Genomic DNA, 21,727 nt, shown 5'->3' on the forward strand with positions numbered 1-21,727 from the left:
GAAGCGTGTTGTCCAATAAATGAATTTAGCCACGGATCGGGTGGATGACACAAATCGCCGTAGGTAAGAAAGGTCATTAGTCCCAGAATCGCTTCACGCGAATTCGGTCGTTACCCAAGGAATTTCACCGCCAAATTTCGCGTCGCCATGTCTCGGATCGTGAGGTCCATACAGGCTTCCGACCCGTCTCGTTGTTAACGGCGAATTCGAAATTATTTTCCAGGTTGCGCCTCCGTCCATCATCGGAACATTGGTCGTGAGTTCGAATCGCGCCTTCAGATCGGGCTGATCGAACACTGGGAACGCCGTGCTGGCGTCCGACGGGACAAAGAGCGAGTAGATATACTCGGATCCATCTTCCTTACCCACATACCGCGTTATCGCCGACCCACTGGTCAATATCGGCGAGGTGAAATCGAGCTTGATGACGTTCTCGCCTAAACGAACGCCGTCGCGGAAGATGAGGTGTTCGTTAAAGTCAGAACCGCCTGCGTCAGCGGGCGGCCAGTTCGTTGACAGCGAGACCAGCTTACCATTCACAGAAACGTTCGAGACAGTCGATTTTTCCTCATGGCCTGCGATCCGTCGCCAATCGAGAATGATCGGTGGGGTCTCGCCGCCGGCCATTTTGCCGCGCGCCGACGCAGGCGGCTCTGACACGTTGACGCGTATCTCGATCGTCCCCTTCACCACCGGCGACATCTTCTCGAGCGTCAGATTAAGCTTGTATCGAATGTCGGAATAATGCGCGGCACGCCATTTCGCGAGCTCAAGCGACACGCCCGGTTCGATCGGCGGCATAGTGACCATATTTGACTGTGCATCAGATCGAAAGCAAAACACCGCCGTTATCAAAATAAGGAAAGCAGAGATCTTCTTCATATCGAAGCCCATTCCGTGCGCCGAAGTAGCGGAAGTTAATAATAGCTTAGGCGCGGAGGGGTTCGGAAGAGTTTCATCTGGAGCGAATTTGATGTTGATCAGGCGGTGGAAAGCCGAGCTTCAAGCGAACGCCGCTTTTCCAGAAGACGGCCGGGGTCGTTTGTGATGATCGCGCAAAGGCCGAGTCGGAAGGCGCGTTTGACCCAGCGTGGATTGTCCGCGGTCCAAATGGCAACACTGAGCCCGTGTTTGCGTGCCTTTTTTATCAGCTTTCGAGTAGCAAGCGAATAATGTACGGATATCTGATCGGCCCCTGTATCTTTTGCCAAACGGACCAGATACTTATCCTTCCGCAGAAGATTCTTGATCTTGGGAGCAAAAAGCGCCGCCGTGCGGATACCCGGACAGAATTCTTTGATCAGCGGGATAGCGGCGAGTTTGAAACTCTTTACTATGAAACGCTCGGTACGACCAGATGCGTTTATGATCTCAGCAACACGGCGTGTAAGCGGCTCAACGTCCGCTTCGCGACATTTGATCTCGACATAAATCGTCCCGTCGAATTCTGCAAGCGAATCTAGAGCTTCGCCTAACGTTGGCACGGTCTCATTTGCGAACTGCGAAGCTTTGCCATTCCCGTTCGCTCGGTCGAACCATGAGCCGACGTCAAGATTCTTGGCCTCAGCGGCGGTCAGCTCAGCTAACTTTCCCTTTCGGCGGGCCGTACGCTTCAGGGTGCGGTCATGGAAAACAACGGCCTCTCCATCGCGTGTAAGGCGCACATCAAACTCGATGCCTTCTGCACCGTCTTCAATAGCACGGCGGAATGCGGCGATCGTATTTTCGGGCGCGTGGCGGCTTGCTCCCCTGTGCGCGATGATCTTTGGCATTGTCATTTGAGATCCGTTGGCTTTTCCAGCAAAAAGATGGTCTTTGACCATGCGATAGGCTCCTTTAACGGAAATTCATGGTTACCGACAATGTTAAAGTAGCGTTGTGAAATCCGTCTTACATCTGCAGGTTTGTGTGCCTTGAACTTATAGAGGAATTCCAGCATCGAACCGACAAGCGAAGGCTTGACCGGTATGAACACAAGCTTTCCGCCCGGACGGATAACACGGGCAAACTCGCGTAGGCCATCTTCAAGCGGCACGTATTCCAGCACGCCGCAGGACAAAACCACCTGAAACGTCTCATCAGCGAACGGCAACTGAAGAACGTTACCCTGAACAGATTCGAAACTTCGTGCCGTTCCGTTCTTCTGCTTGGAGAATTGTTCATTCGCGACCTTTAACGATCTGTGGGATAGATCAAGGGCTATGGTCTTTCGAGTTCTCAGGCCCGTATCGGAAAATCCAAGTGTTACGATGCCGGTTCCGCTGCCGGCATCAAGAACATATGAATTAGGCGTTATACCAAGATCCAGCGAGCGAAGGTATTTTGCGACCGAAGCCCGATAACCGTTCACCCGGAGAGCAAGATTGTGGACCTCAGCGATACGGTCGTAAAAGGTCTGAGTTTTATTTCGGTTTCTTTTCGTGCCGGGTTTTGCCATCGATCATTTTTCTTCAAGAAGTTTCAGTACCATTGAACGAAGCTCTTCTATGCGCGTCGGACTTGAGCCGGTCTCAAGATACCTTAGCTTTCCGTTCCTGTCGATCAGGGCGGCGGTCGGCAGATTGACGGCGCCGTATGTTGTCTGGAGCTTATTGTCCTTTGTTACCACAAAATCGTATGGGAGCGAATATCTTTCGCGAAAACGCTTAAGGAAGATTATCTCGTTGGTTTCATCCACGTTAAAGCCTTCGGCCCGCCCGTAATAACGAGTTATGCCAAGTATAACGAGGCCTTTATCAGAAAGATCTTCGTGCCATTCGCGGAAGTGAGGAAAAGCGTCAAAGCACGGGCCGCACCACGTGGCCCAGAAATCCAGCAATACCACCTTCCCGCGAAGTTCAGCTAACGTTGACGGTTTACCCGGAAACCATTGGTCGATACCGAATAGTTCTAAGGCTGTTTCGCCCAAAAGGTCATAATGCCGTTTTCGCAATTTCAGCCGGTCGATCGCTTCGTTCTGAGCACCCCTTGCGGCGGGCAGATCACGCCCCGCCTGAATGAGTGAATTGAGGTAGGTCTCCATCGCAAGGGGCTTTCGCCCGGTGGCTATCTGGTGGAGGATCAGTTTGTCGGTCGCATAGTAATAAAATATGGCATTCTTGATGTCTGCCGCGGTCTGCCGCATATCCTCCAGAGCGGCGTCGGCTTCTAATATCTTGCCCGCCTCATTCCGGGCCTCAAAAAGCAGCATTCCTGTATCGAGCGCGGCATCAAGCGGATTCACACGTGAATTTGGATCGGAAATGAGCGTTTTAGCAGCCTCGTAAGCTCTTTTTGCATGGTTCTCTGCGTTCGAAAAACCTTTAATAGTAAGATAGGCCTTTGCGATCTCAGCATTCATTCGCCATATTTCGCTTGGTTTGATCGGTTTTCGTCCGTCGTAATCAGCGAGGAGCCCTACCGCAGTATCGAGTTTGCCCTGTTTGGCATACGCGAAAACGATTATGGCACGAGCACTTTGAGCACGTTCTGCGGAAAGCGGGTTCGATTCAAGATAACGGCTCAACATCTCCGCGGTGCCGTCAAGATTCTCGGCGATCCAGTAAAGCATTCCGGCGTAATAAAGGTCATCCGGCTCCGAGAGTTTCCGCTCGGCTGCGATAGCGGCGTATTTGGCGGCAAGCTGCTTGCGTTCCGCCTCTGTTTTCGAACGAAGCTGTTCGCTATAAGGGATCTTTTTTTGTTGGTACTCGGCGAACTTTACTCGATTGTATTCGTTCACCTCATCAAACATCTGCTTTAGGGGCAAGTCATTTTCCGCAGATGTGGCGGCCGTTAAAACACTTCCGGTCGCACGACGGGACTGCGCGTCTCCTGAACCGGTGGCAACGAAAATGATCAGCAATAGTGAAACAAAAAATTTCAATTTCATAGGTCAAAGGTTTGTCGCCTTTGCATTTCGCAATATTCGTTCCGGACCGAACGCATCCAGAAAAACAGAGGCTCTGCCGTTGACAATGTGTTCGCAAATCACCTTTGCCGTCATCGGTGCGAGCAGGACCCCATTTCGGTAATGCGCTGTCGCCACATACAGAGATGCGGAGCCAGGTACTTCACCGATGATCGGGAGTCCATCGGCCGCAAAAGGACGCAGCCCACACCAGCTATCATTTACCTCGACGTCTGAGAGTAAGGGCAAGATCCTACGGGCATTATCTGCAAGTCTTGATATCGCTGCGTCTCGCAATGTCTTATCAAACCCTACATCTTCTACCGTCGCTCCAACAAGAACACGTCCATCCCCACGCGGTGTAAGATAAACGTCTGGTCCAATGACCACTTTCTCCAATGGACGCCGGAGCGTCGAAAAAGAAAGCATCTGGCCTTTTATTGGTCTGATGTCGAACGGGGCCGGATGCTCGCCGAATTTGATGAGTGATGTCCACGCACCCGTTGCAAGGATCGTAACGTCAGCAGTAAATGTACGGCCACCATCGCTTACGCCGGTAACTTGCTCCTTCTCAATAAGCAGAGTTTTGATGGCAAAGTTCTCTATTATTCTGATACCGTGATCATGAGCATATTGGATGAAAGCCTTAAGCATCAACCGGTTATCTACGTAGCCATCGTCAGGATAATAAATACCCCGGATCACATTGCTTGATATATCTGGAATTAATGAAATGATCTCGCCGGCGTCCAAAGCGATCGCGTTGATGCCTAATTTGTTTTGAATCTCTAGTTTCGCGGCTATGCGTATGGCATGGTCTTCATCAAATGCCGCCTCTAACGTTCCGCATTTCTGGTGGTCAATGGTGATACCTGTTTCATCGGTAAGTTGGGCCACAAGATCTGGGTATAGATCATTCGATGCCAGACATAATCGGTGAAAATTGTCAGCCCGATTTGCCTCTGCGTTCGGAGAAAGCATTCCGGCCGCGGCCCACGACGATTCGCGACCGAAAGTGAAGCAACCGCAGCATATCGACCCGGCCCGCATCGTTCAGTTGCCGTATGACATCCAGGATCTCGGTGGTGGTCAGCCCGAATTTCGCGGCCTCACCGCCTGATTTCTCCCATTTCCCCGAACCCTTGGAATATAGCTTCACGCGGACGCCGATCATCGGAAGCTTTGTGTCGGGATTCTCCTTCGTGGCTTCTTCTGCCAGCTCGATGGAATGTTTTAGCTCGCTCATCTTTTCTATGACGATGACAACATTCTTACCCGCAGCGGCTCCGGCAAACGCCAGTTTGATAAAGTCCCGGTCTTTGAAGCCGTTAAGCACCAACAAGCTGTTCGGCGATTGTTCAAGGGCGAGGGCTGCGTAAAGTTCAGCCTTCGATCCTGCCTCAAGGCCAAAATCGTAACGAGAACCTTCACGCAAATACTCCTCGATCACGGCTCGGTTTTGATTCACCTTCATTGGATAGACACAAAGATGTCCGCCCTCATATTCAAATTCCTTGATGGATTTCTTGAATGCGGTTTGGAGCTTCCGTATTTGGCCTACCAATAGCTGAGGGAATCGCAACAAGACAGGCGTGTTCACGCCGCGCTTCTTAAGATCGTCGATGATCTCTTTGACATCGGCTGTAAGATTTTCGTTTTCGGGGGCTATAACGATCAAGTTGCCTTTACGGTTGACACCGAAGTAACCCGCTCCCCAATTTTCAATTCCGTATGTTTCGGTTGTCTGTTCTATGATCGTGCTCACGTGTTCTCCCCAAGACCGCAAATATCCGCCGATTTGGCCACAAAAGGTCAAAGTGTAATAAAAATCGAGGAAAAAATAAACACCCCTCTATGGTCCTTAAATTTTATGTCGATTTTTGCCTGATCCGACCGATAGATCTGGTGGCACATACCTTGCATAAATGTAGTGCGGCGGAAGCTGCTAAAATTGGGCCGGTTCGGAAGTTATTGTAATAGAAGAAGTTCCGATATTTGGTTAAGTTAGTAAACAAGCAATCTGTCAAATATTGGTGTCAAAAATTGTCAGTTATCGCGTGTTTACAGCATCAAGGTTAAGCTCGAGTTATGAACAAAAAGAATGAAAACGGATTCTCATTAATTGAGGTGCTGCTGGTCGTTGTTATACTTGGCGTTGTTGTCGCTCTGGCGGTTCCGGCGTTTCAAAAAGCGTTTCGATCAGCTGAGAATGGTGCAGTTCTAAGCATTCTTCGAGTGATCTCTTCAACCCAGGTTTCATATTATGGGCAGCATAATCGCTTTGGACGCCTTGCTGAGATCAACCCGATCGTAGGAAACGGTTTAGGGACCATAACCGGTGACAGAATGGTGCGGGGAAAATTCTTATTTGAAATGACCCCTGTCGTGCCGACCGATGCAGAACTAAAGACCGAATATATGATAACCGCCACGAGGAACATCTCCGGAGAGGAGATCTATCAGTATGAGATCAACCAAAGCGGGGAGATCGTTCAGATAAGGCCCTAGAGCACCGTCTCCAATTTGAAATTTAGCCCACCTCCAAACGGAAGAGCGGTGTAAACACGCTCTTCCGGCTCTCTCCACCCCCGAATAAGACATTACAAGCCGGTGAACACAAATGAAAGTATTTGAAGAACTGATAGAGGAACTAAAGGACGAGAACCTCATCGAGAGTACGATCTTCGAGATCGAGCCAAGCGTGGATACAAGTTCTTCAGAAAATGTTGACGAAGTACCTTTAACCGCAGAATCTGAGAACTTTGTTGAAACTGATAAAGACGCGGGTGAAGCGGACGGTCATGAGATCTCGCCAAGTGAAGCTTTTAGAAAGCAGGCAATGGAGGAAGTGTCGGCTCTGCAAATGGTCGAGCATGTGTTTTCTGGAATAGAGCAGAAAGCCGGAGATGCGAGCGGGGGCTCCTTCAACGATCTTAGAGCCAAAAAGGCTCTTCACGTTTTTCTCCAAGTAGCAGATGAGATCGGGTCAGAAGCTTTCGAAGAGGCACGAAAAGATCTCCGCGAACAAATGGAGATCTGGTGCACAGCTCTAGCCGAACGCGATCGGGAGATCCGAATCATCGATCTTCGCTCATTCTGTGAAAATTCGCGACCGGTGCTGAGTTCTCAGGCTTTGATAGCTCTTGCCAGGTTCTATAGGAATGCCCCATTCTCAAATGACGTACGTGAGAAGTTCGATTTCATAATTACAAGATTGTTCTCGCGGGAAAGTGAAGATGGAACCCGCAGATCGCTTTTTGGGATGTCAGAGATGATAGGCCATCTAAAGACCCTCTATTCAAGATGGGAAAGCCTTTCTCTCTTTGCGGCCGAAGATTATGCAGACATCGTCAGAGAGCACTCGATCGGCCTCAGTCACCTTGCTTCCGAAGCCGAATCATATGCTAGTCTTGATTCACTTGTCTCTTCGGAGATCTTCTCGCGCCTGCAGGACACACGAGAAACTTTGTCTGAGATGTTCTTTGTACCCGAGATCACGGCAGCAGCCATTGACTGCAATCTCAGAATTGGAAACAAGATCATCCAGCTCATCTGGAAAGAGCACAGCTCTGGGAATAATGCAGCGCTAGAGAGCTTCGAGGATCATTATGATGAGGCTATGTCGCGGGCCGCGTGCAAGACCCTAAACTTCGCTGCTGTATTCAACTCAACACCCGAAAATGTAGCCCAGATCGAACCTATAAGGCCGACTCGCCGCAACGTCATTGAGTTTGAGCGTGCCCCTGTAGTTAATGACGAAAGCCGATCGTTTCTCAAGGTCAATAAATGGCTGCTTGCAGCAACAATTCTTGTGTGCTTGATCAGCGGCGGGGTTTATCTTTGGGCGGAACAATATGAATCCTCACAAACCGTTGGCAAAACGGCCGCCGCCTTTAACTTTGGAGGATCCGGCGTAGAGAAATACATAGGCAACGCGAAACGTACCACTGAGACCGTTTATGGAATAACACAACCTGAATGGGAGATGCTGGACGAGAAAGCACAAAAACAAGTGCTCCAAGATGCTCTGAATTTTGCGAAGGGACAAGGCATCAAGAAGATCCAGCTAACTAATGGTAAGGGTAGGACGGTCGGGTTCGTCTCAGATGGTAGAATTGATGTTTACCAGCAATGATATACTACAATACTGTAGTATAGAATCTAGAAAACTACAAAAATGTAGGAATATCATTGCATCAATTTAGTGGACTTCTGCTGCTTCCTAGTCTAAATCCCTAAATAAGAACAAAATAGGCATTATTGCCGGAACGGCACAGGATTTGAAATACCCTGATCGTACCGGCTTTTTATTTTCTTCTTCATTTCAGGATGCATAAATTTGCCGTACGGGATAATCGATAAATAGGACGCAAAAAAAATAATGAATGCTAAGAATGTTCTCCATTTTGCTGCCGACCAAGGCGCAAAATTTGTTTCGGTTCGCTTCACAGATCTTCCGGGTGCCTGGCATCATTTAACCTATCCGATCAGCCAATTGACCGAGGATTCCTTCGAAGACGGTTTCGGGTTCGATGCATCAAGCCTGCGAGGCTGGGCGGCGATCAATGAATCCGATATGCTTTTGATCCCGGATCCCGGCCGCTTTTGGATGGACCCGTTCGCAGATGAGCCGACGATGTGCTTGATAGCAAATGTCGTGGATCCGATCACGAAAGAAGGTTATGGGCTTGACCCGCGCTCGGTAGCTGTTCGTGCGGAAAGCTATCTTCGTTTTACCGGGGTCGCAGATACTATTTTCGTCGGTCCCGAAGCTGAATTTTTTGTTTTTGACAACGTATCATTCAGAAACGATCAGCACACCGCGGGGTTTTCTGTTGATTCCGAGGAAGGTCATTGGAACACGGGCAGGGCAGGGCAGGAAATCTTCCCTAATTCGGGTTATCACATCCGCCCGAAAGAAGGTTACGTGCCGGTTGCTCCTATGGATACTCTCATCGACCTCCGTAACCATATATCGAATCTCCTATCTGACGTCGGTATTAGCGTGGAGTGTCATCACCATGAGGTAGCGACCGCCGGGCAGTGTGAGATCGATTTCCGATTCGCCAATCTTCTCCATACGGCCGACAATGTGATGCTTTTCAAATATGTCGTTAAGAATGCGGCCGTCTATCATGGCAAGACTGCGACATTTATGCCGAAGCCGCTCTATGGTGACAATGGTTCAGGTATGCACTGCCATCAATCACTTTGGAAAGATGGAGAACCGCTTTTTGCCGGGGATGGTTATGCCGGGCTTTCCGAAATGGCCAGATTTTATATCGGCGGGCTATTGAAGCACGCTCCGGCTCTGGTCGCCTTCGCGGCACCGACCACGAACAGTTATAAGCGCCTTGTTCCGGGTTTTGAAGCTCCGGTCAATCTGGCATACTCGGCAAGAAATCGTTCGGCGGCGGTAAGGATACCGATGTTCTCCGCGTCGCCGAAGGCTAAGCGGCTCGAATTCCGTCCCCCGGATCCAAGCTGCAATCCCTACATCACGTTTGCTGCCCTTCTTATGGCGGGATTGGATGGTGTTCAAAATCGTATCGATCCCGGTGATCCACTAGACAAAGACATTTACGATCTTCCGCCGGAAGAATTGCAGAATGTTCCTTCGTTGCCGGGAACGCTCGATGAGGCACTGACCGCATTGGAGAACGACCATGATTTTCTTCTGAAAGGTGATGTTTTTTCCAGCACGATGATCGAGCGATGGATCCGTTACAAGCGGGACAAGGAAATAACGCCACTGAGGCTGAGGCCCCATCCGCTTGAATTCTCAATGTATTACGACGTTTAGTTAAGCAGTGTCGAAAGGCTCGCCCGCATCTCTTTTCAAGAGGTGCGGGTCTTTCAGTTCTGTTGAGGATAGACTGATTTCATCACGTTTGGATTATGAAGTAAGATAAGAAATGCTTTGGGCAGCGATCGGGCGGCTTTTTGTCAAATAGCTTAGGATTAGCGGTTTGGGCCGGCTCACAGCTTGGTGGCATCGCCGCCAGCGAGTACGTCGTGACTGCAGATCCGCGAATGAGTGATGCCAGGCCGCCGACGCCCGGCAGTCCAAGCTATATCCAGAATCAGAATCTGTCTGCTCAGGCTTCATCAGGCTTTCACATCTCGGGCAATGGCCGTGCCGACGGCACCCTGACCGGAAACATTGTCGATGCGACCACGCAATATAACATCGGCAGCCAACGGGTGCTAAGCGTAGGGGGTATTGACAATACCTTCATTGGCCGCGGAGCTGGCGTCGCCAACACGGGGTTTTTCAACACTTTCGTCGGGCACAATGCAGGCAACACAAACACTTCCGGACAGCAGAATTCCTTCTTTGGCAGGTTTGCTGGTTCATCGAACACCACGGGATCTCTGAACGCTTTCTTCGGAGACCAATCGGGGCAAAGTAATATCAGCGGACAGAACAATGCTTATTTTGGATTTGGGTCAGGAAGTCTTGCGACTGGAAGCTTTAACGCGTTCTTCGGTTCACAGTCGGGGGTAAGAACGACCGGCAATGGCAACGCCTTTTTTGGTTATTTTTCGGGACCCGAAAACACTATCGGTGCCGATAACGCCTTTTTCGGCAGTTTTGCAGGGCGATTCAATACAGAGGGGGTACGCAACTCATTTGTTGGACCCTCCGCAGGTTTTGCCAACACGACCGGCTCCGCCAACTCATTTTTTGGCTTTTTTGCGGGACGCTCCAATACTACCGGCTTTGCCAATTCCTTTGCCGGTACGGGGGCGGGCGAATCCAACACGACTGGCGCCGAGAATTCGTTCGTCGGCAGAAGCGCCGGTTTCAACAACTCAACAGGCAACAACAATTCGTTTGTCGGCAGAAACGCAGGTGATGTCAATACAACTGGCTCTAACAACACCGCTGTCGGTGCAGGCGCGAATTTTGCTTCGAACAGTCTGACGTTTGCCACCGCAATCGGCTCCGGCGCGGTCGCCAATTTAAGCAATTCGGTCTTTCTTGGACGCTCTGCGGATACCGTCAGGATACCAGGTAATCTTAATTTGTCAGGCACACTCACCGGCACGGTCGTTGTTGGGACAGGTAACGGCGGAACGGGCCTTTCCTCTTCCGGTGCCGCCGGTAGCTTTCTGCGAAGCAACGGGTCGAACTGGACGAGTTCTGTATTGCTCGCCGGAGACATACCCTCCGGAAGCACGAACTACGTGCAGAATCGGACGACGGCTCAACCAGGCACAAATTTCAACATCTCCGGGACGGGACAAGCTGATCACTTTGTGGCATCGTTGGCCTCATTTTCGACTACTAATGCGGGACGTCTGCTGATCAGCACCAGCGCCTCTGAGCAAGGAACGCTCCCGATCTGTTTGGCACCGCCCAATAACCGACTTAACCTTTGCTCATCTTCGCTTCGGTATAAATCAAATGTGTCTGATCTTACGAAAGGAATCGATCTTGTAAAGCGCCTTCGCCCGGTTACTTTCGACTGGAAGGACAGCGGCACGCCCGACTTCGGACTGATAGCCGAAGAAGTTGACGCGGTGGAACCACTGTTAACTTTTTCTAATGACGATGGACAAATACAAGGCGTCAAATACGATCGAATCGGCGTTATTCTCATAAACGTCGTAAGGGAGCAGCAGCAACAGATCGAACAGCAGCAAACGATCCTTAACCGCCAACAGGCAATGATCGATGCTCTTCGTTCGATCATTTGTAAAACAGACCCGCAGGCCGGCATCTGCAAGGAGGAACAATGAAGCCAAAACCAAGTCCGGTCTTATTTCTCTCGTTTATCTGCCTTATCTTTTCCCTCGCTGGCACTCAATCCTCCCCGAACATACACGCCCAGGCGGGCGGGGACTTCGATCTGTCACACTCCGTCATTGCCGGAGGCGGCTCGGCCTCTAGCGGCGGGGCCTTTCGGCTGGATGGTACCGCAGGCCAAGCTCTCGCCGGTACATTGAGTACCGGTATCCCTCCCGCCGGCAATGGGTTAAGGCTTCGCGGAGGTTTTTGGGCATTTGACCAGATCGGGCCGACTTCTGCATTGGTCTCGGTTTCCGGCCGCGTTACCACTTCGGGTGGCTCAGGCATCCGAAATACAGTGCTCAAACTTACTGCACCAGATGGAAGCATCACGATGGCTCAGACCGGCAGCTTCGGAAATTTTATATTTGCATCCGTCCAGGCGGGGCAGACCTACATCCTTGAAATAATTGACGGACGCCATACGTTCGCAGAACCGGTTCGAATGATATTTGTATCAGAAGAGATAACAGATCTTCTATTTGTGACTAAGACGTTCTGACAGAATGGAGCGGTAAATTGTCTTCTCGAACTGAGCCTATGCCTGGAAATTGAATTAAATAAAGATTTGATTAACTCTGTTCCATCTGTCTTCCTCCATCGTATGATGATTTAAGAAAACTCTGTTTCTGAGGAGTGCATTTCGAAAGGCAGCCGGCCCTAAAAATAAGCCTTACCGGGAAAATAATCTCCAACTTTTTCTTGCAGGATCGCATGATACTTTGATTCTTCTGTTTTGTGTAAGGCAGCTTCCTTATCTTTTCCTATACGTATCAAGAGCTTCGCGGCTTTTTGATGGAAGTGAAACAGGTAGTAAGTTAACTCTATATTCGAGGGGTCCGACTCTGCGATCTCTTTTGCGAGGCTGATAGCATTCTCAATGTTCGAAATGGCATCCTGCAATTTGCCTTGTGCAACCAAAAGATCTTGGTCTGTGTGAGCAATGCGTAAAAGGTCAAGCCTGGCTTCCTTATTGCTTGGGTCGAGCCTAAGCTGGCGATTATACTCTTTCGCTTCCGCCATATATTTTTGTCCGACCCCTAGCTTTCCAAGACGGATGTAAGCATCACCTAATGAAAGCGCGATACCATACTTTCTACGAATCACAATAGTTTTATTGTTCAGGTGAGGAATAACTTCGAAGCTGTATCTTTCAAATTCTAGATAGTGATATAAGGCACGCTCGTACATTTTTCTAGCCTCGTCATTCCTTACTTCATCATCAAGATCGTAACCGGCGAATCTAGCGGCGTTACCCGCGAAGCTTTGCACTTTCGCCATCTGGTCCTTGAACCTATACTCATCGGGATACTGATTTATAACAGCTTTAAGTTTTTCGACCGTTTCAGAGTAGCCATCGTATCGGTTGGTATTGCTGGTAATATAAGCCGGACGCTGGCGCAGGATCTCATTTAAAACATATATTTCATCGACTCCGAGATCATTTTTTCTCTCTTCAAGTATGGCTATGCCTTTATCCAAATGATCTAAGCCGAGTGCTGAGTTGCCGCTTCGTTGAAATGCATTGGCCAGAGTGTTATAGGAATGTGCCAATTCTCTCCTGGCGTCTAGACCGGCCGGATCCATAACCAACAGTTTTTCGTGTAACTGAACACTCCGCTTGTAATTCTCCAAAGCACTTCTCAGATCACCTGAATTGGGAATATATGAGGCTCCTTGCACATCACCGATCTTCCTGTAGGCGATCGCGAGTTCATTGATAAGTTCCGGGTCGTTGATCTCTTCGGCGGCGATGGCATCCAAATAACTTACCGCATCTGAAACAAGCTTTTCTCTCAATGCGATGGAGCCTTCCAGCTTGGCGATCTCGTCGTGATAATCAAATATGAGGGCGTTGGCGACCTTGCGGACCTGTTGAAAGCGGGATTCAGCAAGGCGTTGTTGTTCGCGGGCAATGGAAGATTGATAGACTGCTGAACCGGAGCCGACAAATATCAAAAGCAAAGCCGCCGCCGCTGCGGTGACCAAAGCCCGGTTTCTGCGAATGAATTTTCGTGCCCGATACATCTTTGACTGAGGATGAGCCAAAACCGGCCGCCCATCCAGGTATGCTTTCACATCGGCCAGCAATTGATCTGCCGAGGCATATCGCTGTTCGGGTTCTTTGTTCAAGCACTTCAGGACGATGTTATCCAGATCGCCCGAGAGAGATCGGCTTGAGCGAATTCCTTCGCCGCGATCAGTTCCGGCCGTATTGCGGCCCTCACGGTTGGCCGCAGTCGAAGGCGCAAGCGGTTCATCGTTAAGCACGGCTCGGTATAGATCGAGCCCGCCGGTCTTGTAGATCGCATTCGGCGGAAGATCGGTTAGAAGCTCAAACAGTATCACACCGAGGCTGTAAATATCGCTTGCTGTGGAGATCGGCTTTTGGGCTATCTGTTCCGGCGAAGCGTATTCCGGTGTCATGGGAGCCCCGGCTGTCATTGTGCCGCTTTCATCCTCCAGCACCTTTGCAATTCCAAAATCGAGCAGCTTTACATCGCCGGTTTCGGTGACCAGGATATTCGCCGGTTTAAGGTCACGATGGACGATCAGATTTCTATGAGCATACGAAACGCCTTCGAGCACATGTGCGAACAGATGCAAGCGATCTTTGATGGAAAGCTGATTATCGCGGCAGAACTTGGTAAGTGGTGTGCCCTCGACATATTCCATTACGTAATAAGGAATGTGATTGCCGGTAACGCCGCCGTCGAACAGGCGTACAATATTTGGATGTTCGAGCTGGGCAAGTATCTGCTTCTCGTTGCGAAAACGGCGGATCAATTCTTCCGAGAAAAGATTATGACCGGTCAGCTTTATCGCCACACGTTTGTCGAAATCGCCGTCTTCGCGGACGCCTTCGAATACGGTTCCCATTCCACCGCGGCCAAGTTCGCGAACGATCCTATACTTCCCGACCATCTCGCCGATAATATTCGGCGGGTCGTAGCGAAATACCGGCTCTTTCATAAACTCGCTTGCTTTCGTATCAACCGTTAGAAGGCCCGCGAGTTCGTCGAACAACGTCTTTTCGCCGGATTCGAATTTGGCTAGATACTCGCGTCGTGCATCAGGGCCGAGTTCCACTGCCTCGTCGAAGATCTCTTTTAACCTCTGCTAACCGGATCGACGCGTCGCAGACGGTCCGTGATATAAAGGTTCTCGGCAACGACGCGATGTCGCCGCTATTCCAAGCTGTCATCGAAGCGACGGAAGAAGCGATAATCAACTCCATTCTCAAAGCCACGACCGTTACAGGCAACGGACGTACAGTTGAGGCTCTGCCGATAGATAGGCTCCGCGAGATGCTGAAAAAATACGGACGAACAAAGTAGGCGAACGAAGTAGATGATGAAGATCGAAAACTACATCGGCGGCGAGATGGTCGAGCCGGCGTCCGGCGAGTATTTTGATAATTTTGAACCGGCGACGGGCGAGGTGTATTCGCTGATACCGGATTCGGATGATCGCGACGTGAACCTTGCGGCGGATGCCGCGAAGGCCGCTTTCCGTGCGTGGGCGGCGACGCCGCCGGAAGAAAGATTTGCGATATTGATGCGGCTCGTAGGGTTGATCGAACGCGACCTGGAGCCGCTCGCCGCGGCTGAATCGAAAGACAACGGCAAGCCTGTTTCTCTGGCCCGCTCGGTCGATATTCCGCGTGCGGCTGCGAACTTTCGTTTTTACGCGACCGCTGCAATGCATCTCGCTAACGAATCGCACGATACGCACGGTGCCGGCGGCGTGCACGCGATCAACTATACTTTGCGGCAGCCGATAGGGGTCGCCGGCTGCATAAGCCCATGGAACCTGCCGCTTTACTTATTCTCCTGGAAGATCGCACCGGCTATCGCCGCGGGCTGCACGGTCGTCGCGAAACCAAGCGAGGTCACGCCGATGACAGCGTATATGCTGTCCAGGCTTTGCATCGAGGCGGGCCTGCCTGCGGGCGTTTTGAACATCGTTCACGGCACGGGCCCGAAGGTCGGTTCGGCGATCGTCGGCCATCGCGATATCAAGGCAATATCGTTCACAGGCGGCACAAAAACCGGCGAAGAGATCGCCCGCACCGCTGCACCGATGTTCAAAAAGCTCTCGCTCGAGCTCGGCGGCAAGAACCCGAACATCATCTTTGCGGACTGCAATTACGATGAAATGCTGACGACGTCGGTGCGTTCGTCGTTCTCGAATCAAGGTGAGATATGTTTATGCGGTTCGCGGATTTTTGTCGAGCGGCCGCTGTATGAAAGATTCAAAACCGATCTTGTTGAACGAGTTTCAGCCCTGAAGGTCGGCGATCCAAACGACGCGGCAACCGACGTAGGAGCAATAGTTTCGCGGCAGCATTTCGAGAAGATCCTTTCTTATATCGAGCTTGCTAAAACCGAGGGCGGCTCAATATTGTGCGGTGGCAACGTGTCAGAACCGCCTGCATCAGCAAGCGGCGAACCACTTCGCGGTTGGTTCATCGAGCCGACCGTAATCGAAGGCCTGCCATTCGATTGCCGCACGAATCAAGAAGAAATATTCGGCCCGGTCGTTACGATCATGCCGTTCGACACTGAAGATGAGGTCTTGAAATATGCAAACAGCGTCCGCTACGGTCTCGCGGCGACGGTCTGGACCGAAAACCTTTCGCGTGCTCACCGCGTAGCATCTAAGCTGGAAAGCGGCATCGTCTGGGTAAACTGCTGGATGCTCCGCGACCTTCGCACGCCATTCGGCGGCGTAAAAGACAGCGGTATCGGCCGCGAAGGCGGTTTCGAAGCGTTGAGGTTCTTTACCGAAGAGAAGAATGTTTGCGTGAAATTATAGGAATATCGAAATGAGATCATTTTTTACGTTTTTGTTGGTTTTCTTGATTTTTTCTGCTGTTCCGGCACAGCAGAAACCGCCGTCCGAATCTGTGATGGATCGGTTCTTGCGGTATGTGAAGATCGATACGCAATCGGCCGAAGATGCCGGGAAATTCCCGAGCACGGAGAAGCAGCTTGTGTTGGCCAGGCTGCTCGAAAGTGAGTTGAAGGCTCTCGGCGTGCAGAATGTCCGTATCAGCAAAGAGGGCATTGTTTACGGCATGGTGCCGGGAAATATGCCCGACAACAGCAAGGTCCCGACGATCGGGTTTATCGCTCATATGGACACTTCGCCGGCGGTCAGCGGAGCGAACGTCAACCCTATCATTCACAAGAATTATCAGGGCGGCGACATCGTTTTGCCGAACGATAAGACGCAGGTCATCACTGTCGAACAAAATCCTGCTCTCAAAGATCTGATCGGCGACGATATCATCACCGCAGACGGAACGACCCTGCTCGGTTCGGACGATAAGGCGGGCATTGCGGAGATAATGACGATGATCGATATTCTGCGAAACAATCCGCAGCTCAAACACGGGAACATTGCGATCGCGTTCACGCCCGATGAAGAGGTCGGCGGTCCGATGGACCTTTTCGATATTGAAGGCTGGGGAGCGAAATACGCTTACACGGTAGATGGAGGCGAGCTCGGCGAGATCTCTGACGAAACGTGGTCTGCACGAACCGCGACTCTCACATTCCACGGCAAATCGACACATCCCGGTTATGCAAAGGGCATCATGATCAATTCGGCATATGCGGCGGCAGATTTTCTGACGCGATTTCCGCCGGACATGCTGCCCGAAACCACCGAAGGGCGTGTCGGGTTTGTGCATCCTTACATCGCGAATCTCGATGTCGAGACATCGACCGTTAAGGTTCTGATCCGCGATTTCGACCTGAGCGGCGTCGAGGCAAAAGAGAACATGCTCAAACAAATGGCCGAGGCCGTCCGCATCAAGTTCCCCAATGTTCGCGTCGAATATTCGAGCACATTGGGCTACCTGAATATGAAGGAGGTCCTCAAGGATCATCCGAAACTTGTCGAATACGCCAAGGAAGCCACCACGCGAGCGGGCGTGAAACCGAAGATGAAACCTATTCGCGGCGGAACTGACGGTTCGCGACTGACGGCCCGCGGCCTGCCGACGCCAAACTTGTTCACCGGCGGTCACAATTTCCACGGGAAGCTTGAATGGAATTCGCGACGCGGACTGGAAAAATCGACCGAGATGTTGGTAAATCTGGTGCAGATCTGGGCTGAAAGATCCAAGTAGTTTTATGAAGAGAATATTCTTATTCAGCGTTATTGTGCTATCACTGGCGGCTGCCGCATCCGCCCAGTCAAAGGCGAGTGTTCAGGCGGCGATGAAAAAGTTCCCCGGCGTCTCAAAGGCGCACATGGAGCAAATGATCGCCGCGAAGCAGGTGATGCAGATCGCACTACCGACTTGGGTGCCCGCCGGTTTTACGGTCGAAAGGATCAAGTCGCGGCTCGGCCGGGCCGTCGCGATCGAAGACCGCGAGTTCGTCATCATCTATTCGCGGACGCTGCCTAACGGCAAGGTGCAGCGTTTTGCGTTCGAGGCAGGTTTCGACGGGCTGGGCGGTCTTATGTACGAAGGGGCGAAGACCCTTTTAACGCCAATTGGAAAAATATACTTGCTTTACGAACCGTTCGATGCCGATGAAAACAAGAAAGTCGACAACTATGTCATGACCGAGTGGTTTCAGGTCGGCCGGCAAGATTGGCATTACATTGGCATGTACGGGTATGACGAATCAGCCGACGACCTGGCAATGATCTCGCTTACCGACACGGAACGAATTCTAAGATCGTTGAGAAAACTATGAGCGGCGGCGACACAGAGATACTTAACTCCGAACGAGCCCCCGAACCGGTCGGGCTTTATCCGCACGCCCGCCGCGTGGGAAATCTGTTATTTTTGTCAGGCGTCGGCCCTCGCGAGCGCGGGACCAAGAAGATCCCGGGCGTCGAGCTGGACAAGGCAGGAGATATCATTTCTTACGATATCGAAACGCAGTGCCGCTCGGTTTTTAAGAATGTTAGGTATATTTTAGAGGACGCAGGCTCTTCGTGGGAGAACATCGTGGATGTGACCGTATTCCTTACGAATATGAAGCAAGACTTTGAGGTGTATAATAGGATCTACGCAGAATATTTCGCTGAAAACCGGCCGTGCAGGACAACAGTCGAGATCAGTTCCCTTCCCACGCCTATTGCGATCGAGCTAAAAGTGATCGCAACGATAGATAAGCCATAAGGAAGGTACAAATAAATGACAGCACCAGCAATCACAGGAATATCTACCCGAGGCTTCGCAACACATAGCCCTGAAGCGAAGTTTGAACCATTTGAGTTCGCACGGCGTGAGGTGGGGCCACATGACGTTTTGATAGAGATCGAATACGCAGGAATTTGCCATTCGGACATTCATCTTGCAAAAGACGAATGGCACGATCTGATGCCGGCGATGTATCCGATGGTGCCTGGTCACGAGATCGTTGGCCGCGTGACTCAGATCGGCAGCAATGTAACAAAGTTCAAAGAAGGCGACATCGCCGGTATCGGTTGTTTCATCGACAGCTGCCGTGAATGCGTCGCCTGCGGAGCCGGAGTTGAGCAGTATTGCCTCAACGGAATGGCGATGACGTATAACGGTACCGAGATGGATCGCACGACGCCGACATACGGCGGCTATTCGAAACATTACGTCATCGACGAGAACTACGCACTAAAGGTCAACGCTACGGGCGATCTGTCGGGAGTCGCGCCGCTGCTCTGTGCAGGCATAACGACATATTCGCCGCTGAAGAAGTTCAACGTCGGGCCCGGACAGCGTGTCGGAGTTGTCGGCCTAGGCGGCTTAGGACACATGGCCGTGAAGATCGCGAAAGCGATGGGGGCAGAGGTTACGATTTTCAGCACTTCACCCGGCAAAGCTGAGGATGCGAAAAAGCTCGGTGCGGATAATTTCGTCATAACTCGCGACCCCGAAAACCTGTCACCGCTTGCGAACAGCTTTAACCTGATAATCGATACGGTCTCTGCCGATCACGACATCAATCCCTATCTGAATATGGTCGGGCTGAATGGTACGCTCGTGGTCGTCGGCCTGCCGCCGTCGCCAAATGTTATTCACAACGGCAGCTTGATAATGGGGGGATTTAGTCAAAGTTGGGTTCAACTCTAACTGTGAAATAAGTAGGTGAGCATAATTAAACATAAAACCCAAAACCCTGTGCAGCGGGCGCTGCAGGGTTTTGAATCTGGTTTTTAATTATGCCGAGGTACTTAAATCGTTCCAAGACATGGAACTGGATATGGAAAAGGAGGGAGGCAGCCGTGGTGAACGATCGGTTTGAACAAGGTCATGCCTGTGTGATTGGCATTGGTGGAGATTTACCGAACACAGTTGGTGATGCGAAAGGGTTGGCGAAAATTCTCCAGGATCCAGAATGGTGTGCTTATCCACAGAATCAAGTGGATTTGCTAACTGGTGAGGAAGCAACTCGAGCGAATATCATTACCACCCTGGAAACATTGGCAAAAACAACCAATGCTGAGTCCACAGTGCTGATCTACTTTTCTGGCCATGGGTATCAACTGACAAAGCCAATTAAGTCTTATTATTTACTGCCGCATGGATATAACCCGGAGGATTTATCGGAAACAGCAGTGAGCGGCAATGAGTTTACAGAACTTCTGCGGGAGATCCCGACTCAAAAACTGTTGGTGGTGTTGGATTGCTGTCATGCAGGTGGGCTAAATAATCTGCCTGGATTTCAAATTGTCAAGGCTCCGCTGCCTCCTGAAGCCCAAAAGCTGTTTGTCAAAGGCGGTCGGATTATGATTGGCTCTTCTCGACCGGATGAGTTGGCCTACGCAGGTAAGCCCTATAGTGCCTTTACCTATGCGTTGATCAAGGGGCTATGTGGAGCTGGAGCCATTAAACAGGATGGATACATCCGGGCAGCGGATTTGGCAATGTATGTCAGTCAGGTTGTACCTATATTGACTGATGATAAACAGCATCCAGTTTGGGATGTTGAGAAGGCAGATAATTTTATCCTGGCGTATTATGCAGGGAGGCAATTGCAGCCGAAGCGCCTGCCGCAGGAATTGAGGGAACTGCCTAAAGTTGAGTCTACATCCAGCGAGTTCAACGATCAGCTGGTGCATAACACTGATACTGTGGCGTCAGGGGATCGTGCTATTGCAGTGGGTGGAAACGTCAGCGGCAGTACGTTCGTTACGGGCGATGGCACTGTAATTGGCAGTGGCAATGTGGTTGGCAGTGGCAACGTTGTACAGCAGGGAAAATACAACATCAATGCCTACTCTGTAAGTGACTTACACATCGGCGATACCTATACTGACCAGCCGTCGAAGCCGCAATCTGATAGCCAATCTGGTCAGGGCAATGATGCTGAAGGAGCTAACTCTGTTCGCCGCAAAACGATTCTAGTTCTAGCCGCCAATCCGAGCGATTCAACCCGACTGGCTTTAGATCAAGAAGTGCGGGAAATTGAGGAAGGTCTGCGGCGTTCTAAACATCGAGATTTATTCAAGGTAGAGCAACGTTGGGCTGTTAGAACCTATGATCTGCGTCGGGCACTACTGGACCTGGAGCCGCAAATTGTTCACTTCTGCGGTCATGGCACTCACCACTCAGCAGCAGGCAGCACTACCGATGCGTCCAGAAAGCTGAGTGTCGTCTCTGAAGAGGCGGATGAAGGCGGTATTGTGTTAGAAGATGAAACCGGAAAGGCCACGCTGGTCAAAGGGCAGGCGTTGACCAATTTATTTTCTCTATTTAAAGATCAGTTGGACTGTGTGGTGCTGAATAGCTGTTACTCAGAGGCACAAGCGGAGCTGATTGTGCAGCAGATCCCAATTGTGATTGGCATGAGGCGGGAGATTGGCGATCGGGCTGCGATTGAATTTTCCAGAGGCTTTTATGATGCTCTAGGAGCTGGACGATCGATCGATGCAGCCTTTGAGTTCGGGTGTAATGCGATCGATTTACAAAACATTCCAGAACATTTAACTCCTGTGATTAAGCGTCGTGATCGGTAGAGCATAATTCGAACATTGAAGCGATTCTGTAGTTTCCGGAATTCAGACTATATTCATTGATATCTTCTAAATAAGGGCAA

At 50.8% G+C, this 21,727-nt stretch carries 19 protein-coding genes; 12 read left to right on the forward strand and 7 right to left on the reverse strand.

Translation table 11 applies throughout. The features are described from left to right. Positions 1-93: 93 nt before the first annotated feature. The 6 genes from JVX88_RS10650 to JVX88_RS10675 form a co-directional block, all read right to left on the reverse strand. Positions 94-882 carry a hypothetical protein gene (locus JVX88_RS10650; protein ID WP_211627284.1) on the reverse strand — a complete coding sequence of 263 codons (789 nt, stop codon included), beginning with the start codon at positions 880-882 and terminating at the stop codon, positions 94-96. 98 nt (positions 883-980) lie between these two features. Beyond that, a complete protein-coding gene (locus tag JVX88_RS10655; protein WP_211627285.1) occupies positions 981-1,772 on the reverse strand; it encodes a glycerophosphodiester phosphodiesterase in 792 nt (263 codons plus the stop codon). Between the two features lie 2 nt (positions 1,773-1,774). Further along, positions 1,775-2,437 carry a class I SAM-dependent methyltransferase gene (locus tag JVX88_RS10660; RefSeq protein WP_211627286.1) on the reverse strand — a complete coding sequence of 221 codons (663 nt, stop codon included), beginning with the start codon at positions 2,435-2,437 and terminating at the stop codon, positions 1,775-1,777. A 3-nt stretch (positions 2,438-2,440) separates the two neighbouring features. Further along, positions 2,441-3,871, reverse strand: a complete 1,431-nt coding sequence (locus JVX88_RS10665; RefSeq protein ID WP_211627287.1) for a TlpA family protein disulfide reductase — start codon at positions 3,869-3,871, stop codon at positions 2,441-2,443. Positions 3,872-3,874: 3 nt separating this feature from the next. Next, positions 3,875-4,870, reverse strand: coding sequence for a glycine oxidase ThiO (thiO, locus tag JVX88_RS10670; RefSeq protein WP_211627288.1), 996 nt, complete (start codon positions 4,868-4,870; stop codon positions 3,875-3,877). After that, positions 4,836-5,654 (reverse strand): hypothetical protein, encoded by an 819-nt coding sequence (locus JVX88_RS10675; RefSeq protein ID WP_211627289.1) that lies wholly within the window; start codon positions 5,652-5,654, stop codon positions 4,836-4,838. Before JVX88_RS10675 ends, thiO begins: the two co-directional genes overlap by 35 nt. A gap of 323 nt (positions 5,655-5,977) precedes the next feature. On the opposite strand from JVX88_RS10675, the gene JVX88_RS10680 reads away from it, so the two are divergent. From JVX88_RS10680 to JVX88_RS10700, 5 genes are all read left to right on the forward strand, one after another. Further along, a complete protein-coding gene (locus tag JVX88_RS10680) occupies positions 5,978-6,397 on the forward strand; it encodes a prepilin-type N-terminal cleavage/methylation domain-containing protein (RefSeq protein WP_211627290.1) in 420 nt (139 codons plus the stop codon). Between the two features lie 112 nt (positions 6,398-6,509). Beyond that, the gene (locus JVX88_RS10685) at positions 6,510-8,024 is read left to right on the forward strand and encodes a hypothetical protein (RefSeq protein ID WP_211627291.1); all 1,515 of its coding nucleotides are present in this window, start codon (positions 6,510-6,512) and stop codon (positions 8,022-8,024) included. A 246-nt stretch (positions 8,025-8,270) separates the two neighbouring features. Next, positions 8,271-9,692, forward strand: coding sequence for a type I glutamate--ammonia ligase (gene glnA / locus JVX88_RS10690; RefSeq protein ID WP_211627292.1), 1,422 nt, complete (start codon positions 8,271-8,273; stop codon positions 9,690-9,692). Between the two features lie 140 nt (positions 9,693-9,832). Beyond that, a complete protein-coding gene (locus tag JVX88_RS10695; protein ID WP_211627293.1) occupies positions 9,833-11,635 on the forward strand; it encodes a tail fiber domain-containing protein in 1,803 nt (600 codons plus the stop codon). Next, positions 11,632-12,186, forward strand: coding sequence for a carboxypeptidase-like regulatory domain-containing protein (locus tag JVX88_RS10700; RefSeq protein WP_211627294.1), 555 nt, complete (start codon positions 11,632-11,634; stop codon positions 12,184-12,186). The genes JVX88_RS10695 and JVX88_RS10700 overlap by 4 nt, the downstream gene beginning before the upstream one ends. A gap of 158 nt (positions 12,187-12,344) precedes the next feature. On the opposite strand, the gene JVX88_RS10705 is transcribed toward JVX88_RS10700, so the two are convergent. After that, positions 12,345-14,774 (reverse strand): serine/threonine protein kinase, encoded by a 2,430-nt coding sequence (locus JVX88_RS10705; RefSeq protein WP_211627295.1) that lies wholly within the window; start codon positions 14,772-14,774, stop codon positions 12,345-12,347. Between JVX88_RS10705 and JVX88_RS40545 the strand changes: the two genes are divergently transcribed. The 7 genes from JVX88_RS40545 (at position 14,753) to JVX88_RS38235 (ending at position 21,647) form a co-directional block, all read left to right on the forward strand. Continuing rightward, complete coding sequence (locus JVX88_RS40545; protein WP_211627296.1) at positions 14,753-15,022, forward strand: P1 family peptidase; 270 nt, start codon at positions 14,753-14,755, stop codon at positions 15,020-15,022. The genes JVX88_RS10705 and JVX88_RS40545 overlap by 22 nt on opposite strands. A 13-nt stretch (positions 15,023-15,035) precedes the next feature. Beyond that, a complete protein-coding gene (locus JVX88_RS10715; protein ID WP_211627297.1) occupies positions 15,036-16,502 on the forward strand; it encodes an aldehyde dehydrogenase in 1,467 nt (488 codons plus the stop codon). A 10-nt stretch (positions 16,503-16,512) separates the two neighbouring features. Continuing rightward, positions 16,513-17,823 carry a peptidase T gene (gene pepT, locus JVX88_RS10720; RefSeq protein ID WP_211627298.1) on the forward strand — a complete coding sequence of 437 codons (1,311 nt, stop codon included), beginning with the start codon at positions 16,513-16,515 and terminating at the stop codon, positions 17,821-17,823. Positions 17,824-17,827: 4 nt separating this feature from the next. Beyond that, positions 17,828-18,400 (forward strand): hypothetical protein, encoded by a 573-nt coding sequence (locus tag JVX88_RS10725; RefSeq protein WP_211627299.1) that lies wholly within the window; start codon positions 17,828-17,830, stop codon positions 18,398-18,400. Continuing rightward, on the forward strand, positions 18,397-18,831 hold the full coding sequence (locus JVX88_RS10730; RefSeq protein ID WP_211627300.1) for a RidA family protein: 435 nt from the start codon (positions 18,397-18,399) through the stop codon (positions 18,829-18,831). Before JVX88_RS10725 ends, JVX88_RS10730 begins: the two co-directional genes overlap by 4 nt. 15 nt (positions 18,832-18,846) lie before the next feature. Then, a complete protein-coding gene (locus JVX88_RS10735; RefSeq protein WP_211627301.1) occupies positions 18,847-19,761 on the forward strand; it encodes an NAD(P)-dependent alcohol dehydrogenase in 915 nt (304 codons plus the stop codon). 152 nt (positions 19,762-19,913) lie between these two features. After that, a complete protein-coding gene (locus JVX88_RS38235; protein WP_225931382.1) occupies positions 19,914-21,647 on the forward strand; it encodes a caspase family protein in 1,734 nt (577 codons plus the stop codon). Positions 21,648-21,727: the final 80 nt, after the last annotated feature.

This window comes from Leptolyngbya sp. 7M (genome assembly GCF_018128485.1).